The sequence below is a fragment of the Flavobacterium chryseum genome (assembly GCF_004362015.1).
Taxonomy (GTDB): domain Bacteria; phylum Bacteroidota; class Bacteroidia; order Flavobacteriales; family Flavobacteriaceae; genus Flavobacterium.
The window spans coordinates 305,725-328,511 of sequence record NZ_SNWW01000005.1 but is presented as its reverse complement, the minus strand read 5'-3'; the positions used below and the strand labels follow the sequence as shown (position 1 = coordinate 328,511).

At 34.4% G+C, this 22,787-nt stretch carries 22 protein-coding genes; 1 reads left to right on the top strand and 21 read right to left on the bottom strand.

The window, feature by feature from the left end; all coding sequences use genetic code 11:
• Nucleotides 1-164: 164 nt before the first annotated feature.
• The 21 genes from EV143_RS12095 to truA all read right to left on the bottom strand — a co-directional run bounded on the left by EV143_RS12095 (nucleotide 165) and on the right by truA (nucleotide 20,337).
• On the bottom strand, nucleotides 165-1,289 hold the full coding sequence (locus EV143_RS12095) for a lactonase family protein (RefSeq protein ID WP_133508194.1): 1,125 nt from the start codon (nucleotides 1,287-1,289) through the stop codon (nucleotides 165-167).
• A 187-nt stretch (nucleotides 1,290-1,476) separates the two neighbouring features.
• A complete protein-coding gene (locus tag EV143_RS12090; protein WP_133508193.1) occupies nucleotides 1,477-2,571 on the bottom strand; it encodes an MBL fold metallo-hydrolase in 1,095 nt (364 codons plus the stop codon).
• A 4-nt stretch (nucleotides 2,572-2,575) separates the two neighbouring features.
• Nucleotides 2,576-2,998, bottom strand: a complete 423-nt coding sequence (locus EV143_RS12085; RefSeq protein ID WP_133508192.1) for a DUF1801 domain-containing protein — start codon at nucleotides 2,996-2,998, stop codon at nucleotides 2,576-2,578.
• A gap of 6 nt (nucleotides 2,999-3,004) precedes the next feature.
• On the bottom strand, nucleotides 3,005-4,051 hold the full coding sequence (locus EV143_RS12080) for a serine hydrolase domain-containing protein (RefSeq protein ID WP_133508191.1): 1,047 nt from the start codon (nucleotides 4,049-4,051) through the stop codon (nucleotides 3,005-3,007).
• Between the two features lie 66 nt (nucleotides 4,052-4,117).
• Entirely contained in the window at nucleotides 4,118-4,486 is a 369-nt protein-coding gene (locus EV143_RS12075) for a nuclear transport factor 2 family protein (protein WP_133508190.1), read from the bottom strand.
• 92 nt (nucleotides 4,487-4,578) lie between these two features.
• Complete coding sequence (locus EV143_RS12070) at nucleotides 4,579-5,493, bottom strand: helix-turn-helix domain-containing protein (protein ID WP_133508189.1); 915 nt, start codon at nucleotides 5,491-5,493, stop codon at nucleotides 4,579-4,581.
• 12 nt (nucleotides 5,494-5,505) lie between these two features.
• Nucleotides 5,506-6,402 carry an NmrA family NAD(P)-binding protein gene (locus EV143_RS12065; protein ID WP_133508188.1) on the bottom strand — a complete coding sequence of 299 codons (897 nt, stop codon included), beginning with the start codon at nucleotides 6,400-6,402 and terminating at the stop codon, nucleotides 5,506-5,508.
• Nucleotides 6,403-6,498: 96 nt separating this feature from the next.
• Entirely contained in the window at nucleotides 6,499-6,984 is a 486-nt protein-coding gene (locus EV143_RS12060) for an SRPBCC family protein (protein ID WP_133508187.1), read from the bottom strand.
• A gap of 154 nt (nucleotides 6,985-7,138) precedes the next feature.
• Nucleotides 7,139-7,276 carry a hypothetical protein gene (locus EV143_RS21465; RefSeq protein ID WP_166638145.1) on the bottom strand — a complete coding sequence of 46 codons (138 nt, stop codon included), beginning with the start codon at nucleotides 7,274-7,276 and terminating at the stop codon, nucleotides 7,139-7,141.
• Between the two features lie 17 nt (nucleotides 7,277-7,293).
• Nucleotides 7,294-7,890: an NAD(P)H-dependent oxidoreductase gene (locus EV143_RS12055; protein ID WP_133508186.1), complete on the bottom strand. Its 597-nt coding sequence runs from the start codon at nucleotides 7,888-7,890 to the stop codon at nucleotides 7,294-7,296.
• A 75-nt stretch (nucleotides 7,891-7,965) separates the two neighbouring features.
• Nucleotides 7,966-8,679: a CPBP family intramembrane glutamic endopeptidase gene (locus tag EV143_RS12050; protein ID WP_133508185.1), complete on the bottom strand. Its 714-nt coding sequence runs from the start codon at nucleotides 8,677-8,679 to the stop codon at nucleotides 7,966-7,968.
• Nucleotides 8,680-8,748: 69 nt separating this feature from the next.
• Nucleotides 8,749-9,393 carry a suppressor of fused domain protein gene (locus tag EV143_RS12045; RefSeq protein ID WP_133508184.1) on the bottom strand — a complete coding sequence of 215 codons (645 nt, stop codon included), beginning with the start codon at nucleotides 9,391-9,393 and terminating at the stop codon, nucleotides 8,749-8,751.
• A gap of 111 nt (nucleotides 9,394-9,504) precedes the next feature.
• A complete protein-coding gene (locus tag EV143_RS12040; RefSeq protein WP_133508183.1) occupies nucleotides 9,505-10,014 on the bottom strand; it encodes a TPM domain-containing protein in 510 nt (169 codons plus the stop codon).
• A 105-nt stretch (nucleotides 10,015-10,119) separates the two neighbouring features.
• Nucleotides 10,120-11,025, bottom strand: coding sequence for an arginase family protein (locus tag EV143_RS12035; protein ID WP_133508182.1), 906 nt, complete (start codon nucleotides 11,023-11,025; stop codon nucleotides 10,120-10,122).
• 114 nt (nucleotides 11,026-11,139) lie between these two features.
• Complete coding sequence (locus EV143_RS12030) at nucleotides 11,140-12,630, bottom strand: DUF1254 domain-containing protein (RefSeq protein ID WP_133508181.1); 1,491 nt, start codon at nucleotides 12,628-12,630, stop codon at nucleotides 11,140-11,142.
• Nucleotides 12,631-12,656: 26 nt separating this feature from the next.
• The gene (locus tag EV143_RS12025; RefSeq protein ID WP_133508180.1) at nucleotides 12,657-14,105 is read right to left on the bottom strand and encodes a DUF1254 domain-containing protein; all 1,449 of its coding nucleotides are present in this window, start codon (nucleotides 14,103-14,105) and stop codon (nucleotides 12,657-12,659) included.
• A gap of 349 nt (nucleotides 14,106-14,454) precedes the next feature.
• A complete protein-coding gene (locus tag EV143_RS12020; RefSeq protein ID WP_133508179.1) occupies nucleotides 14,455-14,865 on the bottom strand; it encodes a hypothetical protein in 411 nt (136 codons plus the stop codon).
• Nucleotides 14,866-15,091: 226 nt separating this feature from the next.
• Entirely contained in the window at nucleotides 15,092-16,480 is a 1,389-nt protein-coding gene (gene lpdA / locus EV143_RS12015) for a dihydrolipoyl dehydrogenase (RefSeq protein WP_133508178.1), read from the bottom strand.
• A gap of 555 nt (nucleotides 16,481-17,035) precedes the next feature.
• Nucleotides 17,036-17,620, bottom strand: a complete 585-nt coding sequence (locus tag EV143_RS12010; RefSeq protein ID WP_133508177.1) for an HNH endonuclease — start codon at nucleotides 17,618-17,620, stop codon at nucleotides 17,036-17,038.
• Between the two features lie 143 nt (nucleotides 17,621-17,763).
• Nucleotides 17,764-19,518 carry an ABC transporter ATP-binding protein gene (locus EV143_RS12005; protein WP_133508176.1) on the bottom strand — a complete coding sequence of 585 codons (1,755 nt, stop codon included), beginning with the start codon at nucleotides 19,516-19,518 and terminating at the stop codon, nucleotides 17,764-17,766.
• Nucleotides 19,519-19,602: 84 nt separating this feature from the next.
• On the bottom strand, nucleotides 19,603-20,337 hold the full coding sequence (gene truA / locus EV143_RS12000) for a tRNA pseudouridine(38-40) synthase TruA (protein ID WP_133508175.1): 735 nt from the start codon (nucleotides 20,335-20,337) through the stop codon (nucleotides 19,603-19,605).
• 477 nt (nucleotides 20,338-20,814) lie between these two features.
• Here truA and EV143_RS11995 point away from each other — a divergent pair, with 477 nt between their 5' ends.
• Complete coding sequence (locus EV143_RS11995; protein WP_133508174.1) at nucleotides 20,815-22,728, top strand: SPFH domain-containing protein; 1,914 nt, start codon at nucleotides 20,815-20,817, stop codon at nucleotides 22,726-22,728.
• Nucleotides 22,729-22,787 lie beyond the last annotated feature (59 nt).

Sequence of the window (22,787 nt, the reverse complement as noted above, 5' to 3'; positions counted from 1 at the left end):
AACCGCAAAGTTGTGTCATTTCGACGGAGGAGAAATCACATAACGTATTTACGGCTCGTTGCTCTCTGGATGTGATTTCTCCTCCGTCGAAATGACACAAAATGAGAATAAAAAAGCTGTAGTAATCTGCTCAAATCTGCAAAAATCTGCGTAAAACTAAAAAATTAAATCTTCTTAATCTGCACACAGGAAACATTCTCCATTTTAATTTCTTTTCCCACTTTTTTAAGCAATCCGGTTTGGAGATTTCTTTTGAAAACAACTACATTTCCGGAAATAACATTGGTCGCAATTAAGAATTTTCCTGTTTCATCGATGGCAAAAATTCTGGGGTGTTTTCCTAAAGTCGATTGATACCCAATATTTTTTAGAAGCCCATTTTCATCGATAGAAAAAATGGCAATATTATTTTCTTTTCCGCGGTTTGTGGCGTAAAGAAATTTTCCGTCAGGTGAAATATGAATATCAGAACTTTCAAAACCTTCTGTAATTTTATCAGAATGTGTATTAATACGTTGAATTTTGGTTAGATTTCCGATTTCATATTGGTACACACTTATTGCTCCGGCCATTTCTTCAATGCAATATCCAAATTTTTGATTGGGATAAAAAGTAAAATGTCTTGGCCCGGCTTCTAAATCTGTTTTTGTAAATGGATTTTTTGTTTCGATTAAAGGTTGTTTCTGATTTTCATCAAACTTATAACAACGTATTTTATCCGCGCCTAAATCAGGCAGGAACAAATAATCGTTTTGAGGTGAAAATACAGCGGAATGAACATGCGAACGCGTTTGTCTTTCTTTATGAATGCTTCCGTCAGTATATTGAAAATTCTGTGCAATCGAATCGATTTTTCCATTTTCTAATAACGGATGAACCGAAACGCTTCCTTCAGTATAATTCGCATTCACGAGCCATTTCCCACTTTTGTGAACCGAAACATAAACCGGATTTTCTCCGCCGCTAGATTGTTTGTTTAAGAAGGTAAGGGATTTATTTTCAGGATTAAATTCAAAACTGCTGACACTCCCAGCATTGGGCGTTTTAGTATCGGTACAAGCGTAAAGAAATTTTCCGTTTGGAGATAAAGTCAAAAATGACGGATTAATTATATTTTTTACTGAAGTCACTTTACTTAGCTTCCCGTTTAAAGTATCTAATTGATATACCTGAATAGATTCTGCTTCTTTATCTCTGTTATACGATCCTAAAAAGACATAAGTGTTTTGAGAGAAGCTATTTAAGGCTATCAAAAAAGCAATTGCTATGAAAGTAAGTTTTTGGTTCATTTTTGTTTTAAGTTTCTGTTCAATCTTGTCATTTCGACGCAGGAGAAATCACATTCGTATTTCGACAAAGATTGGCGACAGGAATGGAATTTCTAGTGTGATTTCTCCTGCGTCGAAATGACAAACCAGGTGTTTTCTAATTGTGGTTTTAGTTTTCAATCTACAATCTACAATCTACAATCTAAAATTACTTAACCCCTTTCCACCATTGCTGAAATTCCTGATTTTCATTTTTAAGTTCTACTAATTCACCAATTCTTGGCGTGATTAACGGAATCGGATTTTCTGAATTGGCATTCAATTCGGTTACTTTTATTAGCGGTTCATCCCATGGATGCAAGGCCAATGCAAATTTTGATGAATGCACCGGAAATACTCTTTTTGCGTTCAAATCTTTCATGGCTTTTATCACATCTTCCGGCAAATTATGAATGTATTTCCAGGCAGGATTATATTGACCGTTATCGATAAGTGCAATATCAAACGGACCAAATTTATCTCCAATTTCCCTGAAGTGAGTATCGTAACCACTGTCGCCGCCCAAGTACATTTTAAAATCTTCGGTTTCTAAAACAAAGGATGTCCAGAGCGTATTACAGCGCTTAATACTTCTGCCAGAAAAATGTCTCGATGGAGTAGTGTAAAGCGTTAAATTTTGGTCTAATTCAATTTTTTCGTGCCAGTCTTTTTCGATAATATTTTCGACAGGAAACTTCCAAAATTCAAAATGTGAACCAACGCCAAGCGCAGTAATTACTTTTTTGATTTTTGGTTTTAATTGCATGATGGTTTTGTAATCTAAATGGTCGTAATGATCGTGCGTGATCAATAAATAATCAATTTCGGGAATGTCATCAACGGTGTAAATATCAGTTCCTTTAAACGCTTTTGTAGTTCCGTAAATAGGAGAGGCGTTTCCGCTGAAAACAGGATCAATTAAAAATCGTTTTCCTGCAAGCTGAATGTAATAAGACGAATGTCCAAACCAAACGAGAATATCCTGATCTAACGGAATTTCAAATAAATTTGTTTTTACGGACGGAATAACATCTGTTGGAATTTTTCGGTCTACTTTCTGAAAGAAAAATTGTTTTAAAATATCAAAGTAACCATAACCTTCTGCAAGTTCAGGCGTAAAAGAGCTGTTTTCGAATTTTCCGTTTTTATATTGGGTAGACTTTTGTATCAAAGCCAGTCTTTCGCCGGAAGGTCTTTTTCCAAATCTTGGATGAAATAAAAAGTACATAAGAACGGCGAGTAAAAGAATTAGGAATGTAGTCATGATTTTAATTTGAGGGATATAATGTATTTAGGTTTTTTACCGAAAGTGAAATCATTTTCTTTAGAATTTCAAGATCAATATCTGCTAGTTTTTTAAAATAAACACAAGCTTTTGCTACTTTATGTTTGCCGAAATCTGGAAGCAATTCTTCTCTGTTTTCATCTGTTAAATACGAGTAAAAGGAAAAAGCATCTTTTCTTGGCGAGAATCCAACAAGTGGCGCATCGCCTTCATTTCCGCTGGCATATTTGTAATGATAACTTCCGAAACCAACAATACTCGGTCCCCACATTTTGGCGTCAAAACCGGTTTGTTTTTGCATTATTTTGATGAGTTCAAAAGCGTCGTTTCTTTTTGTGTCATCTTCAACAGCATTTATAAAATTGGTAACGCTGCTTTCTGTTTCTGTCGTTTTATTTTTTGCCATGACGTTTTATTTTTTATGGAGTAAATCACTTTTAAATAAAATGTTTTTGATTTTAAATTCAGACGCATAAAATAAATCTGAACTTTCATTCATCTGATTTTCCAAAACAATCAAACTCACATCGCTGTCAGGAAAATACAAATTTACAGAAGAAAACCCGTCGCCCAATCCCGTATGTCCAAGATATTTAACAGGTTCTTTTTCGATAATTCGAATACTGTAACCGTAACCTTCTTTTTCTTTTCCAAAGAAATTATGTTGTGATGATGCTGTCGGTTTTATGATTAATTGATAGGATTCAGGTTTTAGAATTTTTCCTTTGTGGAGATTATTATTCCAAATTGCCAAATCGTTTGCTGTTGATATAATTCCATCAGCGCCCAAATTTTCAGGAGTTATGAGTGATTTTTTGACAGGTTCGTATGTGTTTTTATTATTTATGTAGCCAGTAGTCAAATTTTGAATTTTGTCCTGGTTATAAGCAAAAGTATTTTTCATCTGAAGTTTTTTGAAAAGTGCATTTGCCACTTCGCTGTAACTCTTGTTGGTAGTATGCTCAACAATTTGACCCAGAAGACTGTAGCTTGTATTTCCGTAATGAAAATTAGTTCCGGGTTTAAATTCAAGAGGTTTATTGATGTCTACAATTCCGTGTGTATGATTTAAAAGTTGGTGCACCGTGACAGAATCTGCCCAGGTTTGGGTAAGTTCAGGAAGGTATTTTTTGATTGGATCCTGTAAATTAACTTTTCCTTTCTCCACTTCTAATAAAATAAAAACGGCAGCAATTAGCTTGCTGTTCGACATAATCTCAAATTGACTGTCAAGTTTTAAAGGTTTTTTAGTTTCAAAATTATAAAAACCATGCGCTTTATTATATAACGTTTTCCGGTTTTGAGAAATCAGGATTACGCCATTAAATTTTGGATCTGCAACTTTTATAAAGCTGTCAATTTTAGTAGAATAATCGTCTTTTTTTTGAGCAAATGAATTGCAATTCGAAAATAAAAAAATAAAAAATAATAAGGAAGAAAATCTAAAAGTTGCGTTCATTAAGTTAATTGGGTAATTTCAGGTTTAGAGTTGGTATAAAAATCTGTATAATCTGCAGGCAAACAATTAAAACATTCCATTTTCATTTTTAGATTCAGCACAAACGGGTTGTCCTAAATCCCAAAGTTCGACTATTTTATCTGATTCAAATTTAAAAATATGTACCACGGCAAAACCTAAATCAGCTGTAGTTTGTTTGAGATGTGAATGTACCGAAACTAGATTTCCATCTTCTAAAATATGGTGAATTTTAAAAGTTTTATTTGGGTTTGTTCTTGAAGATTCTTCCATGGCTAACATCAAAGTATCTGCATCACCTTTAAAATAAGCGTTATGGTGCTTAAAATTTTCACCGACATAAAGCCGAAATGCTTCGTGCGAATGCCCATTAGCCGCGAGTTTTAAAAATTCCTGGGCGATATATTTCTTAGTCATGACTTCCAATTTTAAAGCTAACTAAGTTATGAAAATAACCTTTCTGAAATAGAACAATTATAAGATTTATTACCTTTTTAACTTTAAGTAAATCAATTAAAAGACTGCCTAAATTCTAAAGGAGAAATAGTAGTTTTAGTCTTGAATAATTTACTGAAAGATTGCTGATGTTCGAAACCCAATTCAAAAGCAATTTCGCTAATAGATAAATTGGTTGTAGTAAGTTTTTCTTTTGCTTTATCAATCAATTTATCGTGTATGTGTTGTTGTGTGCTTTGTCCTGTGAGCGATTTCAGCATTCCGCTTAAATAATTGGGAGAAACGTTTAGGTTTTCGGCAATATAATGTACTGTTGGCAAACCTTTTTTAGACAAAGTTTCGCTGTTGAAATAATCTTCAAGCAAATTCTCTAAACGGGCCAAAATTTTATGATTGCTTATTTTTCGGGTAATAAACTGGCGATTGTAAAAACGCTCTGCATAAGTCAACAACAATTCTATTTGGGCAATAATTACATCCTGACTGAATTTATCAATATTAGATTGATATTCCTGCCGAATATTGTGCATAATGCCGATAATCATTTTTTCTTCTTTATCCGAAAGATGCAGGGCTTCATAAACCGAATATCCAAAATACTCATATTGTTTTATCTTTTTTGCGAGCGGCGTATTCCACAAAAAATCAGGATGAATCAATAATGACCATCCTGTGTGTTTCAGTTCAGCATTTCCTTCTATAGAAAAAACCTGACCGGGCGAAATAAATAGCAAAACGCCTTCTTTAAAATCATATTCCTGCTGGCCGTAGCGCATCTTGGCATTCGAGCTTCGTTTCAACGCAATCGAATAAAAATCAAGCATAAGGCTTTTCGGTTCATCTTCGTTAAGTCGTTTAAGATCTTCAAAATTATAAACGCTTACCAAAGGATGTTCCGGTTTAGGCAAATCTCTAAATTCATGAAATTCGCTTATACTTTTTATTCGATGCGGTTGATGATTTGCCATAGTCTAAGGTACTTATTTCTGGTTATAAATTGCGGCAAATTCTTTAGCATATTCTGCCAGTTTCACTTTTCCCATTACAGCAGGTTTATTTTTGATGTAATCTTCACCTAATAAACCGTTGTAAAGTCCGGCGTACATTTCGACTAAACCAGCGGCAATTTTAGGCTGCATGCCTACATTTACCAAACCATTTAAAACTTCTTCATCGCTTATTAAAACCCATTTCAAATCCGGTTTTCCAATCGCTTCGCCTAAAATATGTGCCGTTTCATGACCCGTAAGTTCTTCGCTGGCTACGTAACGAATTTTTCTGCCGTCAAGCGGAGTTGTTAATTCGTCTGCAATAGCTTCAGCAATATCATTGGGAGAAACCCACGGAATCATTTTTTCTGCACCATAATTGGCAGCAATAATTCCCTGATTTTTTATCATCGGGATATAGGCCAATAAATTGTAGAAAAATGAAGTCGGACGCATAAAAGTAATCGCTACATTTTCAAGTTTATTCAAAACAGCTTCAATTTCGTTATAGCGCTGAATAATACCTGAATTTTGCTCTAAATGCGCTCCGATACTGCTTAGGAAAACGACACGTTTTACACCTGAATTTTTTATGGCTTCGGCATAAGTATCCCCAATTTTACCGGTAAAAGCATCCAAATCAAGATTCTGATCGAAATAATTCGCTCGCGGAATCATACAATAAACGGCATCTGCGACTGTAAATGTAGCCGTCAAAAATGCTGCATCTTCTACAGATCCAATTGCTGCTTTTGCACCTATGGCTTCAATTTCAGTTTGTTTTTCGACACTGCTGCTAATAACGATAACTTCATGTCCTTTTTGCACTAACCCGGTTGCTAGCGGCTTGCTAATGTTCCCTAAAGAACCTGTAATTATAATTTTCATGTGTTCTGTTTTTTTGATGTTACAAAGTTGCGCAACAACAAAAGAACAGATGTAGCCAAATCTACTTTTGTCTTAGTCTAAACTAGTTTACAGGATTTAGTTTTGGCTTAGTTTCTTTTCATTTTCTGTTTGAGGTTTGCCTTTACCATTAGGTTCGCCTTTGCCAGTTATAATTAGTTTTTTCAAGCTATTCTGGATATAATTTGTCCAGGCATCTCTGCAAATATCAAAGCATTCATAGTCCGGAACAAGTCCATAATGTGTAAAACGAAGTTCTGTCTTTCCGACTTTTTCAAAAATTTCAAAAGTTGGTTTTGTATTAGTCCATTCGGTTTCATCTTCTGTAAATTTGAAATAATTTTCCTCAACCAGCCAAACAATTTTCTGATTCGGAATCACTTCAATCAATTTTACTTTACATCTATGAATGTCTTCATAATGGTATTTAAATTCATCGTTAAGTTTAGCAGTATTTCCTTCAATTTCTTCTGACCACCAACCGCGAACATTGGTAACAGCGTTAAAAACTTCTTCTGGAGATTGCTCGACTAATATCGTTGTGGTAAAATTTGTTGCACTCATTGTGTATGGTTTAGAAATTAGTATAACAAATATACTTTCTAATAATCAATAACTTACGGTGTTTAAAAGACAATTGTAAGGGGGATTTAAGACAAAGTTTAATTTTAGATTTTGAAATCTGATACATGAAATTTACAAAAATCAATTAGAAAATTTATTCAAACCTTCTTCCAGACTGTGCACAAACGTAGGCCAATAATTGAACTCCATCTTCAATAGATTCAATTATAATATTATCAGACGTAACTTCGGCGATTCTTGTATTATTTATGATGTGAGTTTCAATTTTCATTTTAAATTTTTAATGCTTTAGGAAGAATACTTTTTAATTTTATCGACAACTTCTTTAACTTGTTTTACATGAAGCGAAATTACTTTTTCTAGTTCTAAAGTTCCTCCCAAAATGAGCATTTCTTTATTTTTGAAGCGTTTGCCTAAACGATCGTTCAGCATTATATTTTGCATACTTTGCGCAATTCCTATTTCTTGTAGAAAATCATTAGGGTGCCCGGCCGTGCAAATTACAAGTCCAAATGGAATTGTCTTTATTTTTCGTGAAGTTTCATTTTGTCCGTAAGCATATCCAACGGAATACACACGGTCGAACCAGCCTTTTAGTTTAGCCGGGCAATCGCTCCACCAAACCGGATATAGAAAAATGATACAATCTGCTTTTTCTATTTTTTCCTGTTCTTTTAAAACGTCTTTTTGAATGGGAAGATCAGTTTTTGCAAAACCTTCTCTTTCGTATTCTTCTGCAGACATATCACTTTGAAAATCAACAGCATATAAATCTGAAACATTAATATTCCAATGTTGTTTTGTTAATTCCGATTTCAGTTGCTGCAGAATCTGAAAAGTATAAGATTTTTCACTTGGATGACTGTAAACAATTAGAATATTCATATTGTATTTAAGTTTTTTAGTGTAAAAACGGAATGTATTTTTAATAGCGCGGTAATTTTATTCTTTGTTCCACATTTATTCAATTTCACTCGAATATTCACTATTTCTACTTTTAGTATTCTTTGACTTTCTCAAATAAAAATAAGTAACAATTGGCAATGCAACAATTGGTAAAAGGAAGAATACTAAGGATACTATGCCGTCCAATTTTTTATCGTTATTATTAAGTAGAAGTTGTATCCCTAATGGACCCTTTGAAAAAATAACAATATTAATTAAGTTCCATCCTAAATGAAGTCCGATTGGTAAATATAGAGACTTTGTTCTGGCATAAGCATAGGCAAAAGCTACTCCCCAAATGGCTGTCGTGAAAAAGACAAATATCATTTGTACAGGATTTCCAACTACACCGTATGAAAACCAATGATAAATTCCAAAGGCTATCCCGGAGATAATGCAAGCTTTATTGATCCCTAATTTTTTTATTAAGATATAAAGTAAAGCTCCTCTAAAAAGAAATTCTTCATACAAAACAGAAGCTAAAACCCACCAGGCGCTTTTGAAGAATTGAATTGTTGTAAAATTTTTATTGATTACAAATTCGTGATTGGTTAAAATTGCTATTGTCTTAAAATGTAAAAGACAAAAAATGGCAATTGTAAAAAAGCCAAAAATAAAATCATAAACTCGGTTTTTAGTTGGATAAAAACCTAAAACGGATAAATCTGTTTTATATAGAAACCACAACAATAACCAGGAAATAGCGAGTTCTACAAGTAATCCAATCATAATTTATAATATGTTAGGTTAGGTATCTCCTTTGATTTCCAGTGTTTTATGTAGCTAATATACTGTTTTTTATTTTCTCGTTAAATCAGTAATTAGCAACGGATTGTTTTCTTTTAATTTAGCGACTAACCCTTCAACCGTTTCCGGATTTTCCTTTATAGCTTCGTATTCGGTATTAGTAATTCCAACAATCTGCAAAAATGAAAGTTCTCCGTGTGGGGTTTGTATTTTTTCTATTTCAGGATCAGCAACGATTAATAATGCTGTGATTTCTGTTTCTGTTTCTAATCTAATTGGGCCATTGGCGGGCATGTAGTGATATTCTTCGAACCAGTTGCCGCTGTCAAATACATATTTGGCAATGTTTTGCAGTAAAGCAATTACCCACGAAGGATTTCCGTTATCAGCTTCAAAAGGTTTTAATCTAAAGGTAAGTTCAAATCCCCATTTGCTGAATTCGTCGTCTAGTTTTGTTTCGTCATAATAGAGTTCTGAAAAACCATAGGTTACAAAATGAAAATGGTCTGTTTGTTTTTTACTTTCATAAATACTTACGCCGTCAAGCGGACTATCGCCACCTAACATATAACTTATGGCGGGAGCAAAATGTTTGGGTTCCTGATTTGGATAAAGACGTTCAAATTCTTTATCGATTGACATCCAGCCAACAGCATCGTCTTCTGAAAATTCTTTTTTGTATTCGTCTAATGTCATATTTTCCGTTTTATGATTAAAACAGCATACAAGATATAGATTTTTTCGCCACGAGTTGCACTAATTTACGCGAATTATTTACTCAAAATGACACAAAAAACGGGATAAATTTTATTGTAATTTTTTTATTAATTGAGAAACGGCATCTTCCAGACCTTTATAATAATCACCTTTTTTAAATTCCGGAACTGCAAAAGTGGCTATAATTTCTTTTGTTTGATCATCGTTTAATTTGTAACGAATTTGATCGACACCTAAAACCTGAATTTGTCTCAATTCTTTGCTTAATACAATTAAAATTGTTGGATCCAGTTTTAAGTCATTAGCCAAATATTTGTCTAAACTTTCTGTGTATTCCTGAAAGTTACTGAATGGTTTTGTTGAAGATACGATGACAATAAAAATATTATACAGCGACTTTTTCCTGAATGATTTTAAAGTTGTATCCAAAGTAGTTTTTTGACTCGGAGTTAAGATTTTTTCGAAGTCATTTACATTGTCAAATGATTTTGGGAAAATGTTTTGCGTTTCAGAAGCTGAAGATGTTACTTTTTTGGTTTGGGCAAAAATGAAGTTTGCAGAAAATAAAGTAATTGTAAGAAAGAAGAATATCTTTTTCATTGTAGTGGTAATAGTAGATTTGGAGCCACAAAATTAACATTTTAATATCGTAATTCATCTTCTAATTTTACACTAAAATGTTAAGAATACGTATCTGTTTATGAATCAGATATTCTTTTGAGAAGCGTTAAATGTGTTTGTTATATTATGTACAAAGTCTTTAGTGTATTGTCCTGTTTCATCCAGATCAGGATCTAAAATTGTAATTTCCAGTCCGCTTAATTTTTTGCTTTGAAATAAAAATAAAGTAAGTTCATTAAATTCACTGTAAGTCAATCCATCCGGCGTTCGGCTGTCTACGCAAGGCATTATAGCATCGTTTAAAACATCAACATCGATGTGAAGCCAAAAACCATCCAGATTTTTGTTTTCTACTTCTGAAAGAAAGGATTGAATACAATTTGAAATACCTTGTTTTCGTAACCTATCAAGGCTAACATAAGTAGCGGTAGAATTTCTGATTTCATTTTCATATTCGTCATCATATTCGCGATTGCCTACGCACCATAAATTTTCTTCTTTTATATAAGGAGCAAGATTAAGAATATTGGTCAGTTTTTGATGTCCGTTTCCGGTGACAATAGAAGCTACCATACCGCCAACACCGCCGGTTTCTGATAAAGAAACATCCATAAAATCAGTGTGTCCGTCGAGGTAAAATAAACCATAATTGCCTTTTTGTTTTAATGCCATTGCCACTCCTAGAAGAATACTGCAATCGCCGCCCAATACAAACGGAAATTTATTCTGGCTCAGTAAATTATTTATTAAATACGCTTGTTCTCTGGCATAAGAAACTAATGAATCTGCATTCAGAATATTAGTTTCGGGATCTTTACTGTTGCTATATTTTGGAGCATCAACTCTAATAATATTCTCAGTATTAAGGGATTTATGCAAATTGTGTTTCCATAACCAATCTGGCAGACGTTTTACGCCCGGTTCTTTTCCGGGCTGAGGTTCTTTTAAACCTAAATTGGATGGAAATTCAACAATGCAGAGCTCTTTCATGAAATTTTATTTGACTATAAAGTTATTAAAATATGATAGATTTTAAAAAAAATCCGACTTGCTTTCACAAATCGGATTGAAATATCTCGTAAAGAATTTCCCCGCTAAATTCGATTATGTTTTAACAATTCCAGGCGGTGTCCATTCATTTTTAATTGTTTTTTCCTCTGGTCCATAACATCTAAAATACAGACAAAAAATGCCTTTTGGACAAGGGAGCCAATTTGCTTTTTTATCACCTTGAGGTTCAGAATTTTGTACATATAATGTAAGTGAACCGTCAGCATTAAATTTTAAATCCTTATTTTTTGTTCCCAAAGAATAACGCTTTAAAACGTTAGGCGAAAAAAAGTGATGTTCGTCGTATAAGGTGAGCGACCAAAAACCTTTTACAGGTGGCATTTTATCTTTTGCAAAAGTCACCGTATATTGGTTAGCACCATTTAATCTTGCACCATTTGCATCAAGATCCTGATAGAAATATTTTGTTTCTGCACTTGCATTTACCAGTATATTAGACTTTGCTATAGCAGTTCGTGTAAAATAATCGGTTCCAAAATTGGCACAGTTATTAGCAGTCGACCAATTGTCTGCAAGCGGAATTCCCCAATTACGAAATTGAAGTAAAGGATCAATAAGTTCTTTATCAGCTTTATGTACTTCTTCAATCATTGCTTTTTTCAATGCGGGGTCTTTTTTGGCGGCTTCGATTACGGCAAGTACTTGTGCATATCGTGCAGCTTCACCTGGAAGCGGCGGTGCATCTTTTAGAACAATGGGAAGTTCATCAAAAAATTTATCCGGAAATACCCATTTGGTTTCTTCCGTGCCACCATCTTTGGTAGGCGAAGCTAAAGACGGGAGTTTGCTCCAATCCTGATTTTTCATTTTACCATCAAATTTATCTAAAGCATATACATCAATGTTATTAATTATCTTCTGTATAGCTGTTCTGTCTTCGGGAGTATCGTCCTGAAATACCCTTGGCACAATAAAAGCAGTTCCGGTTTTGCTTCGAAAAGTTTTTGTAATTCCTTTTGGCACTTCTCCTTTCCAGTTTGGTCCCACCAATAAATAAAAACCAGGCTTGGTGCCGTACATTTTGCCTAATTGTGCAAAAGCATCAGTTCTTAAATCAACAACCTGATACACCCAAAAACGATCACCAAAATCCGGTACCTGAACTACTACGGGAGTTTCATCTAATGCAGCAATCGCAGCTCCGTATACGACATCCTGATTTGGGCAGGCCACCCAACGCTGTTCCGGCTTTATATAATCGTGAAGCATTGCCAAAGAGTTTAGCGGAGCAAAAGGAAGTACGCCATTCATCAATCCAACTTTTGGAGACTGCTTAAAAGCTAAACGGCGATTATATATATTTTCCATCGGCCATGCCCAGAAATAAGCATCTCTGGCAACCTGTCTTGCGTAAGATTCTGTGATTTTAACATTAACATCTGGTCCTGGTGAGAGTGAATCTGATTGGTGGATTGCAGTACTATCGGTTGCAGCAACAGTTGAGGTATCAGTATTGGTACTTTTACTTTGATTGCAGGCTGCAAATACGATAATGGCAAGCAGCGAAATGAGTTTCTTTATCATGGTTGAGAAATTTTATTTTTGCGTAATTACTTCACTTTTTCGACATCATTTAGTTTCCAGCTTTGATCATATAAGTTTGGTTTTGGACCATAAAAGCGAGCTAGTATTTCAAACTTACCTTTAGGATCTGTAGGCACCCAATTTGATTCGCCGCTTGCAGGCGGAGTCGGCCCAAAATAAAGATCTACAGAACCGTCGCTGTTTGTTTTAAGTCCCGGTGTTTGTGACGAACGGCCTGCCCATTTCATATTGCGAATAAAAGTGTGAGTATCACGATCGTACACCGTCATCGACCAGTATTGTTTTACAGGTACGTTGGCAGGAACATTTAATTTATAGGAAGAATTTCCATCAAGTGGATTTCCTTCCTTATCTTCAATCTGCATTAGGTAATACTGAGATTCTCCGATATGTTTGGCACTAAAAAAGACAACCATATACAATAAACCTCTATTATCTGTAGGGTAGGAGTCAGCAACTTGGTAATTTGCTTTTACATTTGCTCCAAATTCAGGAGTTGCGGGAAAAACCCAGTGGGTGTCTTTAAAAAATGGAGCGCCTGATTCATAATTATAATTGAGCCATTTTTTTGCCGTTTTAACTGCTGCAACAAGAATTTCTTTGGTTCTTGCATCTGGATTGAAGGTTTTATCTCTTTCTATTCCGAGTGACTTTAACGGGTCGATCATCGCTCTGTCTCTTTCAATCCATGGTTCTGACTGCACTATTTTATTTAAAGCTTCGTAGAAACTAATATCATAAGGAATGGCCGAATCGTATACTTTTTCGCTGGCATCAACAAAAACGGTTGCAGGATTTTTTGAAGCTTCACTTAACGGATAAACTTTAATTCGTTGAGCATAGGCAACAGCTGCTGCAACATCTTCAGGGCTACCGCTTTTTAAGACTGATCGTAATAATGCATAACCTCGATAAGTATCTGATTGCAGCGGAATATATCCGGCAGGTATTTTGCTTTTATCGTAACCTGGCGGTAGAAAAAGGTATTTTCCGCCTTTTCCTTTATCGACTCCGCCGGGACCGACATCTTCGAGCGCATTTTGCCAGTAAGTCATAATACTTCCATTAAAAACGCCCTTATCTGCTGGTGGAATTTCAAGAACGATAGGTCCTGCTTTTTCTGTATTGAAGAAAGGCATTAAATAAATTACATCAGGATTTGGAGTTAAGGTTTGATTTTTCCAATCCAGCAACTTTGGCCAAATGACTACTTGATTATAATTGCCATTTAATTTTGCCAAAGCATCATACATTAATTGAAAATTTACGGCGGGCATTCCCCAAATGGCAGTTTCAACGCCACGTTGATAAAGAATTTCTTCTTTAATGTTTGCAGGTTTAAATGCCACGGTTGCAGTATCCTTAATAGTTTCGTTATCCGTTTTTTTTGTTTCGGTTTTATTGCAGGCTATTAAAAGCAGCAGGAGCAAGAAAGGAAGAATAATTTTTTTCATAATAGTAATTTATTTAAGGGATGATAAATTGTATTATTTTTTATTTTTCAGCTTTATTAAAGTCATGATTCTATAAATCAAAGAAATCTAATTAACCGCACCAGCCAGTGCTCAAATTTGAAGTACAATATTGTTTCTTAAGCTAAATATTTTTGTATGGTTAAAGTTACAAAAAATAAATAAAAATCAAAATAAGTTTTTTTCTATGTTGTTGATTTATAGTTTTTTGTTTTCTATAATGTAAGAATAGTTCTAGTGTCTGTATTTTTCAAAAAACAGATAGAAATATCTAAAAAAAAAATCCGACTTGCTTTCACAAATCGGATTTGATATTTAATTTTATGGATGCTTACTCATTTTGAAAAATAATGATATTATTAAAGTTTTCAATTTGTTCGATTATAAAAAGGCTGTCATTGAAGTAATCCATATCAAAATCATCATCTCCCCAAACTTCAAACCTTTTTTTGCAAGTTTTTAATTTTTCTTTATCAAAAATATTTTCATTCCAATCTACATCCTGATCATTTGCAATTTCTGTAGCTTCTTCGTTTACATGCTCTTCGTCCGACAGATAAATATAAAAGTTATAATCATCATCAAATGTTATTGTTATCTGGTTGTCAATCAGTACTATTTCTGGCTTGTTTGTTATGATTTGTTTTTGATAAAAAGAATCTAAATTATCTTTTAAAATAGAAATAGCTGCATTTGAAGAAGGCTCGATATATACGGAGTAAGAATAGAAAGTATTTGCCATTTTATTTTCTCTAATTTTATATAAGGTATTTGGATAAAGATGCTCAACAAAATAAAAATAAGAATTATTAGAGTTTAAAAAAACTTCTTGATCAGTATTCTTCTATAAAATCAAGTTCAATGAGATTTTTTAATTGTATTGTAAAAACAAAAAATCCGGTTCGTTATAAACAAACCAGATTTTTTTAAATTGAAAAAATTATATATAACCGTAAAACGGTTTGTTTTTACAAGTGAATTACTTCGCCGTAAGCATCAGCAACAGCTTCCATAACTGCCTCGCTCATTGTTGGGTGAGGGTGAATCGATTTAAGGATTTCATGACCTGTAGTTTCTAGTTTACGAGCTACAACTGCCTCAGCAATCATATCTGTAACACCAGCACCAATCATGTGGCATCCTAACCATTCTCCGTATTTAGCATCAAAGATTACTTTTACGAATCCGTCTGCAGCACCGGCAGCTTTTGCTTTTCCAGAAGCTGAGAATGGGAATTTACCAATTTTTAATTCGTATCCTTTTTCTTTAGCTTGTTTTTCTGTTAAACCTACAGAAGCAATTTCTGGAGTTGCATAAGTACAACCAGGAACGTTTCCGTAATCGATTGGATCTACGTGTAAACCAGCAATTTTTTCTACACAGTTAATTCCTTCAGCAGAAGCTACGTGAGCTAAAGCTTGCCCTGGAGTAACGTCTCCAATAGCGTAATATCCTGGAATATTCGTTGCGTTGTAAGCGTTTACTAAGATTTTATCTCTGTCAACAGCAATTCCAACTTCTTCTAAACCAATATTTTCGATGTTTGTTTTGATTCCAACTGCCGAAAGAACGATATCAGCTTCAAGAATTTCTTCTCCTTTTGCTGTTTTTACAGTTGCTTTTACGCCAGTTCCGGTAGTATCAATTTTCTCAACAGAAGAGTTGGTCATGATTTTTACTCCTGCTTTTTTCATCGAACGCTCCATTTGTTTGGAAATGTCTTCGTCTTCAACAGGAACAATGTTTGGCATAAATTCTACAATAGTAACTTCCGTCCCCATTGAGTTGTAAAAGTGAGCAAACTCAACCCCAATTGCTCCAGAACCTACAATAATCATAGATTTTGGCTGTGTTGGTAATGTCATTGCTTGTCTGTAACCAATTACTTTTACACCATCTTGTGGCAAATTTGGTAACTCACGAGAGCGAGCTCCAGTTGCGATGATAATATGGTCAGCGCTATATTCAGTAACTTTATTGTCTTTATCTGTAACGTCAAGTTTTTTACCTGGTTTTAGTTTTCCAAAACCTTCAATAACGTCAATTTTGTTTTTCTTCATCAAGAACTGAACTCCTTTGCTCATTCCGTCAGCAACACTACGGCTACGTTGAACCACAGCAGGAAAATCTTTATCGAATTCAGAAACTTTCAATCCGTAATCAGAAGCGTGTTTTAAATAATCAAAAACCTGAGCAGATTTTAGTAATGCTTTTGTTGGGATACATCCCCAGTTTAAACATACACCACCTAAATTTTCTTTCTCCACTATAGCCACTTTAAAGCCTAATTGTGAAGCTCTAATCGCTGTTACATATCCGCCAGGACCACTTCCTAAAACAATAACGTCGTATTTCATTTTTTTGGTTTTTAGTATTAAATACCGAAAATGAAGTTTATAATTCCGAAACTCATTTCCCGATTTTTCTTTTGTTATTTGTGATTGCGAATTTAAGGATTTATTTTAAAAAACAGTAAGATGTAAAAAAGTAAAAAGGCAAAATGTAATTGTTAATTGTAAATTATTAATTATAAATCATGTTTTTCCTCTAAATCTGTAAAATAATACTTTCATAAACAAAGCGAAGTGAAAATAATTGTTAATGGTTAATTATTAATTATAAATTATATTTTCTTGTAAATCTGTAAAATAGTACTTTAACAAACAAAGCGAAGTCGAAGACCTTTCGTGTTGAAAAGCTCTTCGACTTCGCTCAGAATGACATTATAATTGTTAATTGTGAATTATTAATTATAAATTATCTTTTTCTTCTGAATTTGTAAAATAGTACTTTTATAAATAAAGCGAAGTCGAAGACCTTTCGTTTTGAAAAGCTCTTCGACTTCGATCAGAGTGATTATTAATTATTAATTAGCCATTAACAATTAATAATTAACCATTAATGATCTAAAATTAAACCTTAACGTGCCCCCAGTTTTCTCCGCTGGCAATTCGTCGTATTTGCATTTCGCTTACTCCGAATTGTTTGGCAATCATTTTAAGACGTGTTTTTTGTTCCGGTCTTGCTAATATTTTTTTGATTAACATCACTTTAGTTGTGGTTAATTTTCTTCCGTCAGCTTTTAAGTTGTGTTCGATCAGGTTCTTTTTTGCCTGAATAACACGTGGGCTTTTGCGGCTGTGCGCCATCATTTCGGCTTTTGTTGCCCAGCGCAAATTGCTGATGTCATCATTACTTCTGTTATAATCTAAATGAAGTACATAAGTTTGATCTTCAGATTGTTTCGGAATAAAATATTGCGCAACTAATTTATATAAGAAAAGATATTTATTGACAATTTTGTCATCTTTTTTAACTTTAAATCGGAAGGTTGGATATCCATCGCTAAGGCCGCCTTTTAAGATGCGTCCGTTCTCTATTTCCTCTGAAAAACTAATTAATCGACCTCTGTTTGAAATGGCATATCTAAGTTGTAAGGATGCGTTTATTTCTATTTCTTTGAATTCTTCGTTGGGATAAAATCTGTTTTGTGGCATTTTCTTTTACATTTGATTTTTATTATCTCAAATATAAAAAATTCAAAAGCTTTAAAAGTTATATAATTTCTTCCAGATCTTACATTTATGACTTCTATAACGCTAATTTAACTTTTTTAAGAAATTTTTTAGCATTTGAAAAATTAGTTCGCCACAGAAAATTGTGAATCGTACAGATTTTTATAATAACCATCAGTTTTATTTAGCAATTCCTGATGAGTTCCCTGTTCTACAATCAAACCTTTATCCATAACTACAATTTTATCTGCATTTACAATTGTCGCCAATCGATGCGCAATAATAATTGAAGTTCTGCCATTTGTAATTGTTTCTGTAGCGCGCTGAATCAATTCTTCAGAATAGGTGTCAATAGACGAAGTTGCTTCATCCAAAATCAAAATACTCGGATTACTTACATAAGATCGTAAAAAAGCGATTAACTGGCGTTGTCCGGACGAAAGCATAACTCCACGTTCTTTTACATCAAAATCATAATTATCTGGCAGACTCATGATAAAATCATGTACGCCAATTTTTTTTGCCGCATTAAGAACCTGATCTCTTGTAATTTCAGGATTGTGCAAAGTAATATTGTTGTAAATTGTATCAGCAAATAAAAATACGTCTTGCAGAACAACCGCAATTTGCTTTCTTAAGGAAGCCAAAGTATAATTTTCGATGTTTTGACCGTCAATGAAAATGGTTCCGCTATTAATTTCGTAGAAACGATTCAGTAAATTAATAATCGTCGATTTTCCGGCGCCGGTAGAACCTACAATTGCAATCGTTTGTCCGGAAGCTACTGATAAATCGATTCCTTTTATCACTTCTTCTTCAGGAATATAACTAAAACGAACGTCCTTAAATTCAATACTTCCATCAAAAATTGGAGCTTCCAGCGTTCCTGTATCCTGAATATGATCTTGTGTGTCGATAATATCAAAAACACGATTGGCAGCAATCATTCCTAATTGCATCTCATTAAATTTATCCGCAATCTGACGCAACGGGTTAAACAACATCCCGATGAACATTGTATACGAAAATAAATCTCCAAAAGTCGTAAAATGATCTCCGTTTAAAATTTTAAATCCGCCATAAACTACAACTAATCCTAAAGTAATCGACGAAATAATATCGGCAATTGGAAAAAATATTGAGTTGTATAAAATCGTTTTAATCCATGCAACTCGATGTTTATCATTAATTTCTTTAAAGTTTTCGGCTTCGATTTTCTCACGGTTAAAAAGCTGAACGATTTTCATTCCCGTAACACGTTCCTGTACAAACGAGTTCATATTGGCAATCTGCGTGCGGACTTCTTCAAAAGCAACCTGCATTTTACGTTGGAAAATTCGTGTAATAAAAACCAAAATTGGCATTGCAACGATCACAATCCACGTCAGCTTCCAGTTCATGTAAAACATAAAAATCAAAACGACGAACATTTTCATCAAGTCACTTATAATCATAAATAAACCCTGACTGAAAATGCGGGCAATCGATTCAATGTCAGAAACAGATCTGGTCACCAATTGTCCAACCGGAACCAAATCAAAATATTTCATTCTAAAACTTAAAATGTGTTTAAAGAGCTTCGTTCGAATGTCTTTTACAATATCCTGTCCGAGCCAGTTGGCCCAATACACAAAATAAAACTGAGAGAAGACTTCGCACAAAAGCACAACACCCATCAACATAATATACATCAATAGACCGTGCTTGTCGTGGGTCTTGATATAGCCGTCGACCGTTTCTTTTAGTAAATAGGGGCGAAGTGCCGCAAAAATCGATAGCGAAACAGCGAAAAGAATAACGCCATAATAGCGCCATTTATAAGGTTTGGTATACGTTAAAATTCGTTTAAATAATCCGGTGTCGAATGCTTTTGCTTTCATTTATTTTTTTAATGCTTTAAGCTTTAAGCTTTAGGCAGCAGGCTCAACATTTAATGCTTAAAGCCTATTGCTTACAGCTTATAGCTATAAATAATCGTATTTTATTTCAGTTAAATATAAACCGTGAGCAGGAACCGAAAATCCCGCTTTTTCTCTGCTTTTACTGGCAATAATATTTTCAAAATCAATCAGAGAAATTTTATGTAAACCAATATTTATTAAAGTTCCCACAATCGAACGGACCATATTTCTTAAAAAACGGTTTGCCGAAATGGTAAAAACCAATTTGTTATTTTCTTTTTTCCAATAGGCCTCAAAAATCGTGCAATCAAAAGTATTTACATCTGTATTTACTTTCGAAAAACATTGAAAATCGGTATGATTCAATAATATTTTCGCGGCTTCATTCATCAAAGCTACATCTAAATTTTGATTAAAATACCAACTCAATTGCTCCACAAACGGATTTTTAACAGTATTGATGTGGTATTCGTAGGTTCTTTTAGTTGCGTCAAATCTGCAATGCGCTTCATCGTGAACTAGTTTAATATCAAAGATTGCAATGTCTTTTGGTAAATAAGAGTTTAGTTTATGCACTAAATTAGGAACATCAATTGCAGTTTCAAAATCAAAATGCCCATACATTTCCTGCGCGTGAACGCCAGTATCAGTCCTTCCGGCACCCATTATATTTATAGGAGCATTTAATAAAACCGAAAATGCTTTGTTTAAAGTTTCCTGAACAGAAGACGCGTTAGGCTGAAATTGCCAGCCATGATAGTGTGTTCCGTTATAAGCAAATTGAATAAAATATCTCAAGGTGAAGGTTCAAAGGTTCTGAGTGGCAAAGGTACAAAGGTTTTTTTGAAGATGCTAAGGTTCTGAGATGCTAAGGTTCTGAGATTTTTCTTTTTTGGTTCAAAGGTTCAAAGTTTTATCCGCAATATTTTTTGTAGAGACGCACAGCAGTGTGTCTACGCAACGATTGGCGTCATAGATTTGCGTTACGTTAAACGCACTGCTGTGCGCCTCTACGGAAACTTCAATTCCTAAAAAGAAAAACTTAGAGCCTTAGCATCTCAGAACCTCAGAACCTCCAAAAAGAACTGTTAAAACCAAAAATACCAATCATAGTTTATCCAGTAAAAAATCGTGTCAGAAATTGACAATTCCAACGATTTAATCATGGCTATTTTTTTAACATTTTTTGATAAAATTGGCAAAAGTTAAAATTAAAAATATTTCATTTTAACAGGAAGTATTTCTCCTATGTTTGCAATCTAAATATCAAAAACCATGAATGAAATTACTTCTTACTGGTGGATTTTATTAATTGTATTTTCCATCTTATTTTACAAATTTATTTTACGTGTTTTCTTCGGAATGGTAATCGTTCCTGAGGATAAAATTGGTTTGGTAACCAAAAAATTCGTTTTGTTTGGAGCGGACAGGTCGCTTCCGGATGGTCGTATTATTGCGACAAAAGGTGAGGCTGGTTATCAGGCACAAACACTTGCTCCGGGTTTGTACTGGGGAATGTGGATTTGGCAATATTCTATAGATATGTCCGGTTTTACGATTGTACCGGAAGGTAAAATTGGACTTGTTTTAAGTAAAGACGGAAAAGAAATTCCAACAGGAAGAATTCTGGCCCGAAAAGTAACCAGCGATAACTTTCAGGATGCTCAGGCTTTTCTGGATAATGGCGGTCAAAAAGGACGTCAAACTGCTTTTATTACTACGGGTTCGTATCGTATTAATACGTTTCTTTTTGAAATCGTAATTGTAGAACAAATCAAGATTTTCGAAAACATGATCGGTATCGTAACTGCTCTTGATGGCGAGCCAATACCAATTGGTCAGATTGCAGGTAAATATGTAGAAGGACACAACAATTTTCAGGATTGTGACGAATTCCTGAATCTTGGCGGAAACAGAGGTTTACAGCCGCAGGTAATATTGGCAGGTTCTTACTACATTAATACCTGGGCAATTCAAATTGAGCAAAATCCAATGACAGATGTGCCAATTGGGTACGTAGGAGTTGTGATTTCATATATCGGTGAAGACGGATTGGATATGACTGGTGAACATTTCAAACACGGAAATATTGTGTCCAAAGGGCAACGTGGTGTTTGGATGGAACCGCTGGGTCCGGGAAAATATGCCCTGAATAAATACACTACTAAACTCGAAGCCGTACCAACAACAAATTTGGTGCTGAATTGGGCAGATGCAAGAAGTGAGGCACACAACCTTGACCATAATTTATCAACGATTACGGTTCGTTCTCAGGATGGTTTCCCTTTTAATCTGGATGTTTCACAAATTATTCATGTTCCGGCAAATGAAGCACCAAAAGTTATTGCTCGTTTCGGAAGTATGACCAACCTGGTTTCTCAGGTTTTGGAGCCTACGATTGGGAACTATTTTAGAAACTCGGCGCAGGAAAGCGATGTAATTTCGTTTTTAAGTACAAGAAAAGAACGTCAGGAATCTGCCAAAAATCACATTAAAGTAGTTCTTGATGAATATAATGTGAATGCTGTAGATACCTTAATTGGAGATATCGTTCCGCCAGATTCATTGATGAAAACTTTGACAGACAGAAAACTGGCCGAAGAAGAACAAAAAACTTATCAAACCCAAAAAATGGCGCAGGAGCAACGTCAGGGAATGGAAAAAGAAACTGCAATTGCAGATATGCAAAAAGAAATTGTACGCGCTTCGCAAAGTGTTGAAATCGCACAACGTACTGCAGATGCAACCGTAAAAAAAGCAGAAGGAGATGCAACCAGTTTGAAACTGAATGTAAATGCAGAAGCCGAAGCTACTAAAATGCGTGCGAATGCCGAAGCTGAAGCAACAAAAGCAAGAGCAGGAGCACAGGCAGAAGCAACCAAATTAAATGCAAGCGCCGAAGCCGAAAGAATCTCAAAAACAGGTTTAGCCGAAGCTGAAAAAATTATGGCAATTGGTAAATCGACTGCAGAATCGTACCAACTTCAGGTTAGTGCAATGGGTGGTGATAATTTTACAAGATATAAAGTTACCGAGGAAATTGGTAAAGGAAATATCAAAGTAATCCCTGATGTTTTAATTTCAGGTAATGGAGGTTCTGATGGTTCAATAAGCGGTTTGTTAGGATTAAAACTAATGGAAATGATGGATACCAAAGATTCGAAAGATGTAAAAAATCTTAAGAAATAGCCATCAGCGTATTCAGATTTCCTAAAAGGTCTTCAAGACCTGTTAGGTATAATTCGATG

What these genes read in the sequence shown, in the direction of transcription:
- EV143_RS12095 (WP_133508194.1), bottom strand. Translation starts at nt 1,289, where the DNA reads ATGAACCAAAAACTTACTTTCATAGCAATTGCTTTTTTGATAGCCTTA.
- EV143_RS12090 (WP_133508193.1), bottom strand. Translation starts at nt 2,571, where the DNA reads ATGACTACATTCCTAATTCTTTTACTCGCCGTTCTTATGTACTTTTTA.
- EV143_RS12085 (WP_133508192.1), bottom strand. Translation starts at nt 2,998, where the DNA reads ATGGCAAAAAATAAAACGACAGAAACAGAAAGCAGCGTTACCAATTTT.
- EV143_RS12080 (WP_133508191.1), bottom strand. Translation starts at nt 4,051, where the DNA reads ATGAACGCAACTTTTAGATTTTCTTCCTTATTATTTTTTATTTTTTTA.
- EV143_RS12075 (WP_133508190.1), bottom strand. Translation starts at nt 4,486, where the DNA reads ATGACTAAGAAATATATCGCCCAGGAATTTTTAAAACTCGCGGCTAAT.
- EV143_RS12070 (WP_133508189.1), bottom strand. Translation starts at nt 5,493, where the DNA reads ATGGCAAATCATCAACCGCATCGAATAAAAAGTATAAGCGAATTTCAT.
- EV143_RS12065 (WP_133508188.1), bottom strand. Translation starts at nt 6,402, where the DNA reads ATGAAAATTATAATTACAGGTTCTTTAGGGAACATTAGCAAGCCGCTA.
- EV143_RS12060 (WP_133508187.1), bottom strand. Translation starts at nt 6,984, where the DNA reads ATGAGTGCAACAAATTTTACCACAACGATATTAGTCGAGCAATCTCCA.
- EV143_RS21465 (WP_166638145.1), bottom strand. Translation starts at nt 7,276, where the DNA reads ATGAAAATTGAAACTCACATCATAAATAATACAAGAATCGCCGAAGTT.
- EV143_RS12055 (WP_133508186.1), bottom strand. Translation starts at nt 7,890, where the DNA reads ATGAATATTCTAATTGTTTACAGTCATCCAAGTGAAAAATCTTATACT.
- EV143_RS12050 (WP_133508185.1), bottom strand. Translation starts at nt 8,679, where the DNA reads ATGATTGGATTACTTGTAGAACTCGCTATTTCCTGGTTATTGTTGTGG.
- EV143_RS12045 (WP_133508184.1), bottom strand. Translation starts at nt 9,393, where the DNA reads ATGACATTAGACGAATACAAAAAAGAATTTTCAGAAGACGATGCTGTT.
- EV143_RS12040 (WP_133508183.1), bottom strand. Translation starts at nt 10,014, where the DNA reads ATGAAAAAGATATTCTTCTTTCTTACAATTACTTTATTTTCTGCAAAC.
- EV143_RS12035 (WP_133508182.1), bottom strand. Translation starts at nt 11,025, where the DNA reads ATGAAAGAGCTCTGCATTGTTGAATTTCCATCCAATTTAGGTTTAAAA.
- EV143_RS12030 (WP_133508181.1), bottom strand. Translation starts at nt 12,630, where the DNA reads ATGATAAAGAAACTCATTTCGCTGCTTGCCATTATCGTATTTGCAGCC.
- EV143_RS12025 (WP_133508180.1), bottom strand. Translation starts at nt 14,105, where the DNA reads ATGAAAAAAATTATTCTTCCTTTCTTGCTCCTGCTGCTTTTAATAGCC.
- EV143_RS12020 (WP_133508179.1), bottom strand. Translation starts at nt 14,865, where the DNA reads ATGGCAAATACTTTCTATTCTTACTCCGTATATATCGAGCCTTCTTCA.
- lpdA (WP_133508178.1), bottom strand. Translation starts at nt 16,480, where the DNA reads ATGAAATACGACGTTATTGTTTTAGGAAGTGGTCCTGGCGGATATGTA.
- EV143_RS12010 (WP_133508177.1), bottom strand. Translation starts at nt 17,620, where the DNA reads ATGCCACAAAACAGATTTTATCCCAACGAAGAATTCAAAGAAATAGAA.
- EV143_RS12005 (WP_133508176.1), bottom strand. Translation starts at nt 19,518, where the DNA reads ATGAAAGCAAAAGCATTCGACACCGGATTATTTAAACGAATTTTAACG.
- EV143_RS11995 (WP_133508174.1), top strand. Translation starts at nt 20,815, where the DNA reads ATGAATGAAATTACTTCTTACTGGTGGATTTTATTAATTGTATTTTCC.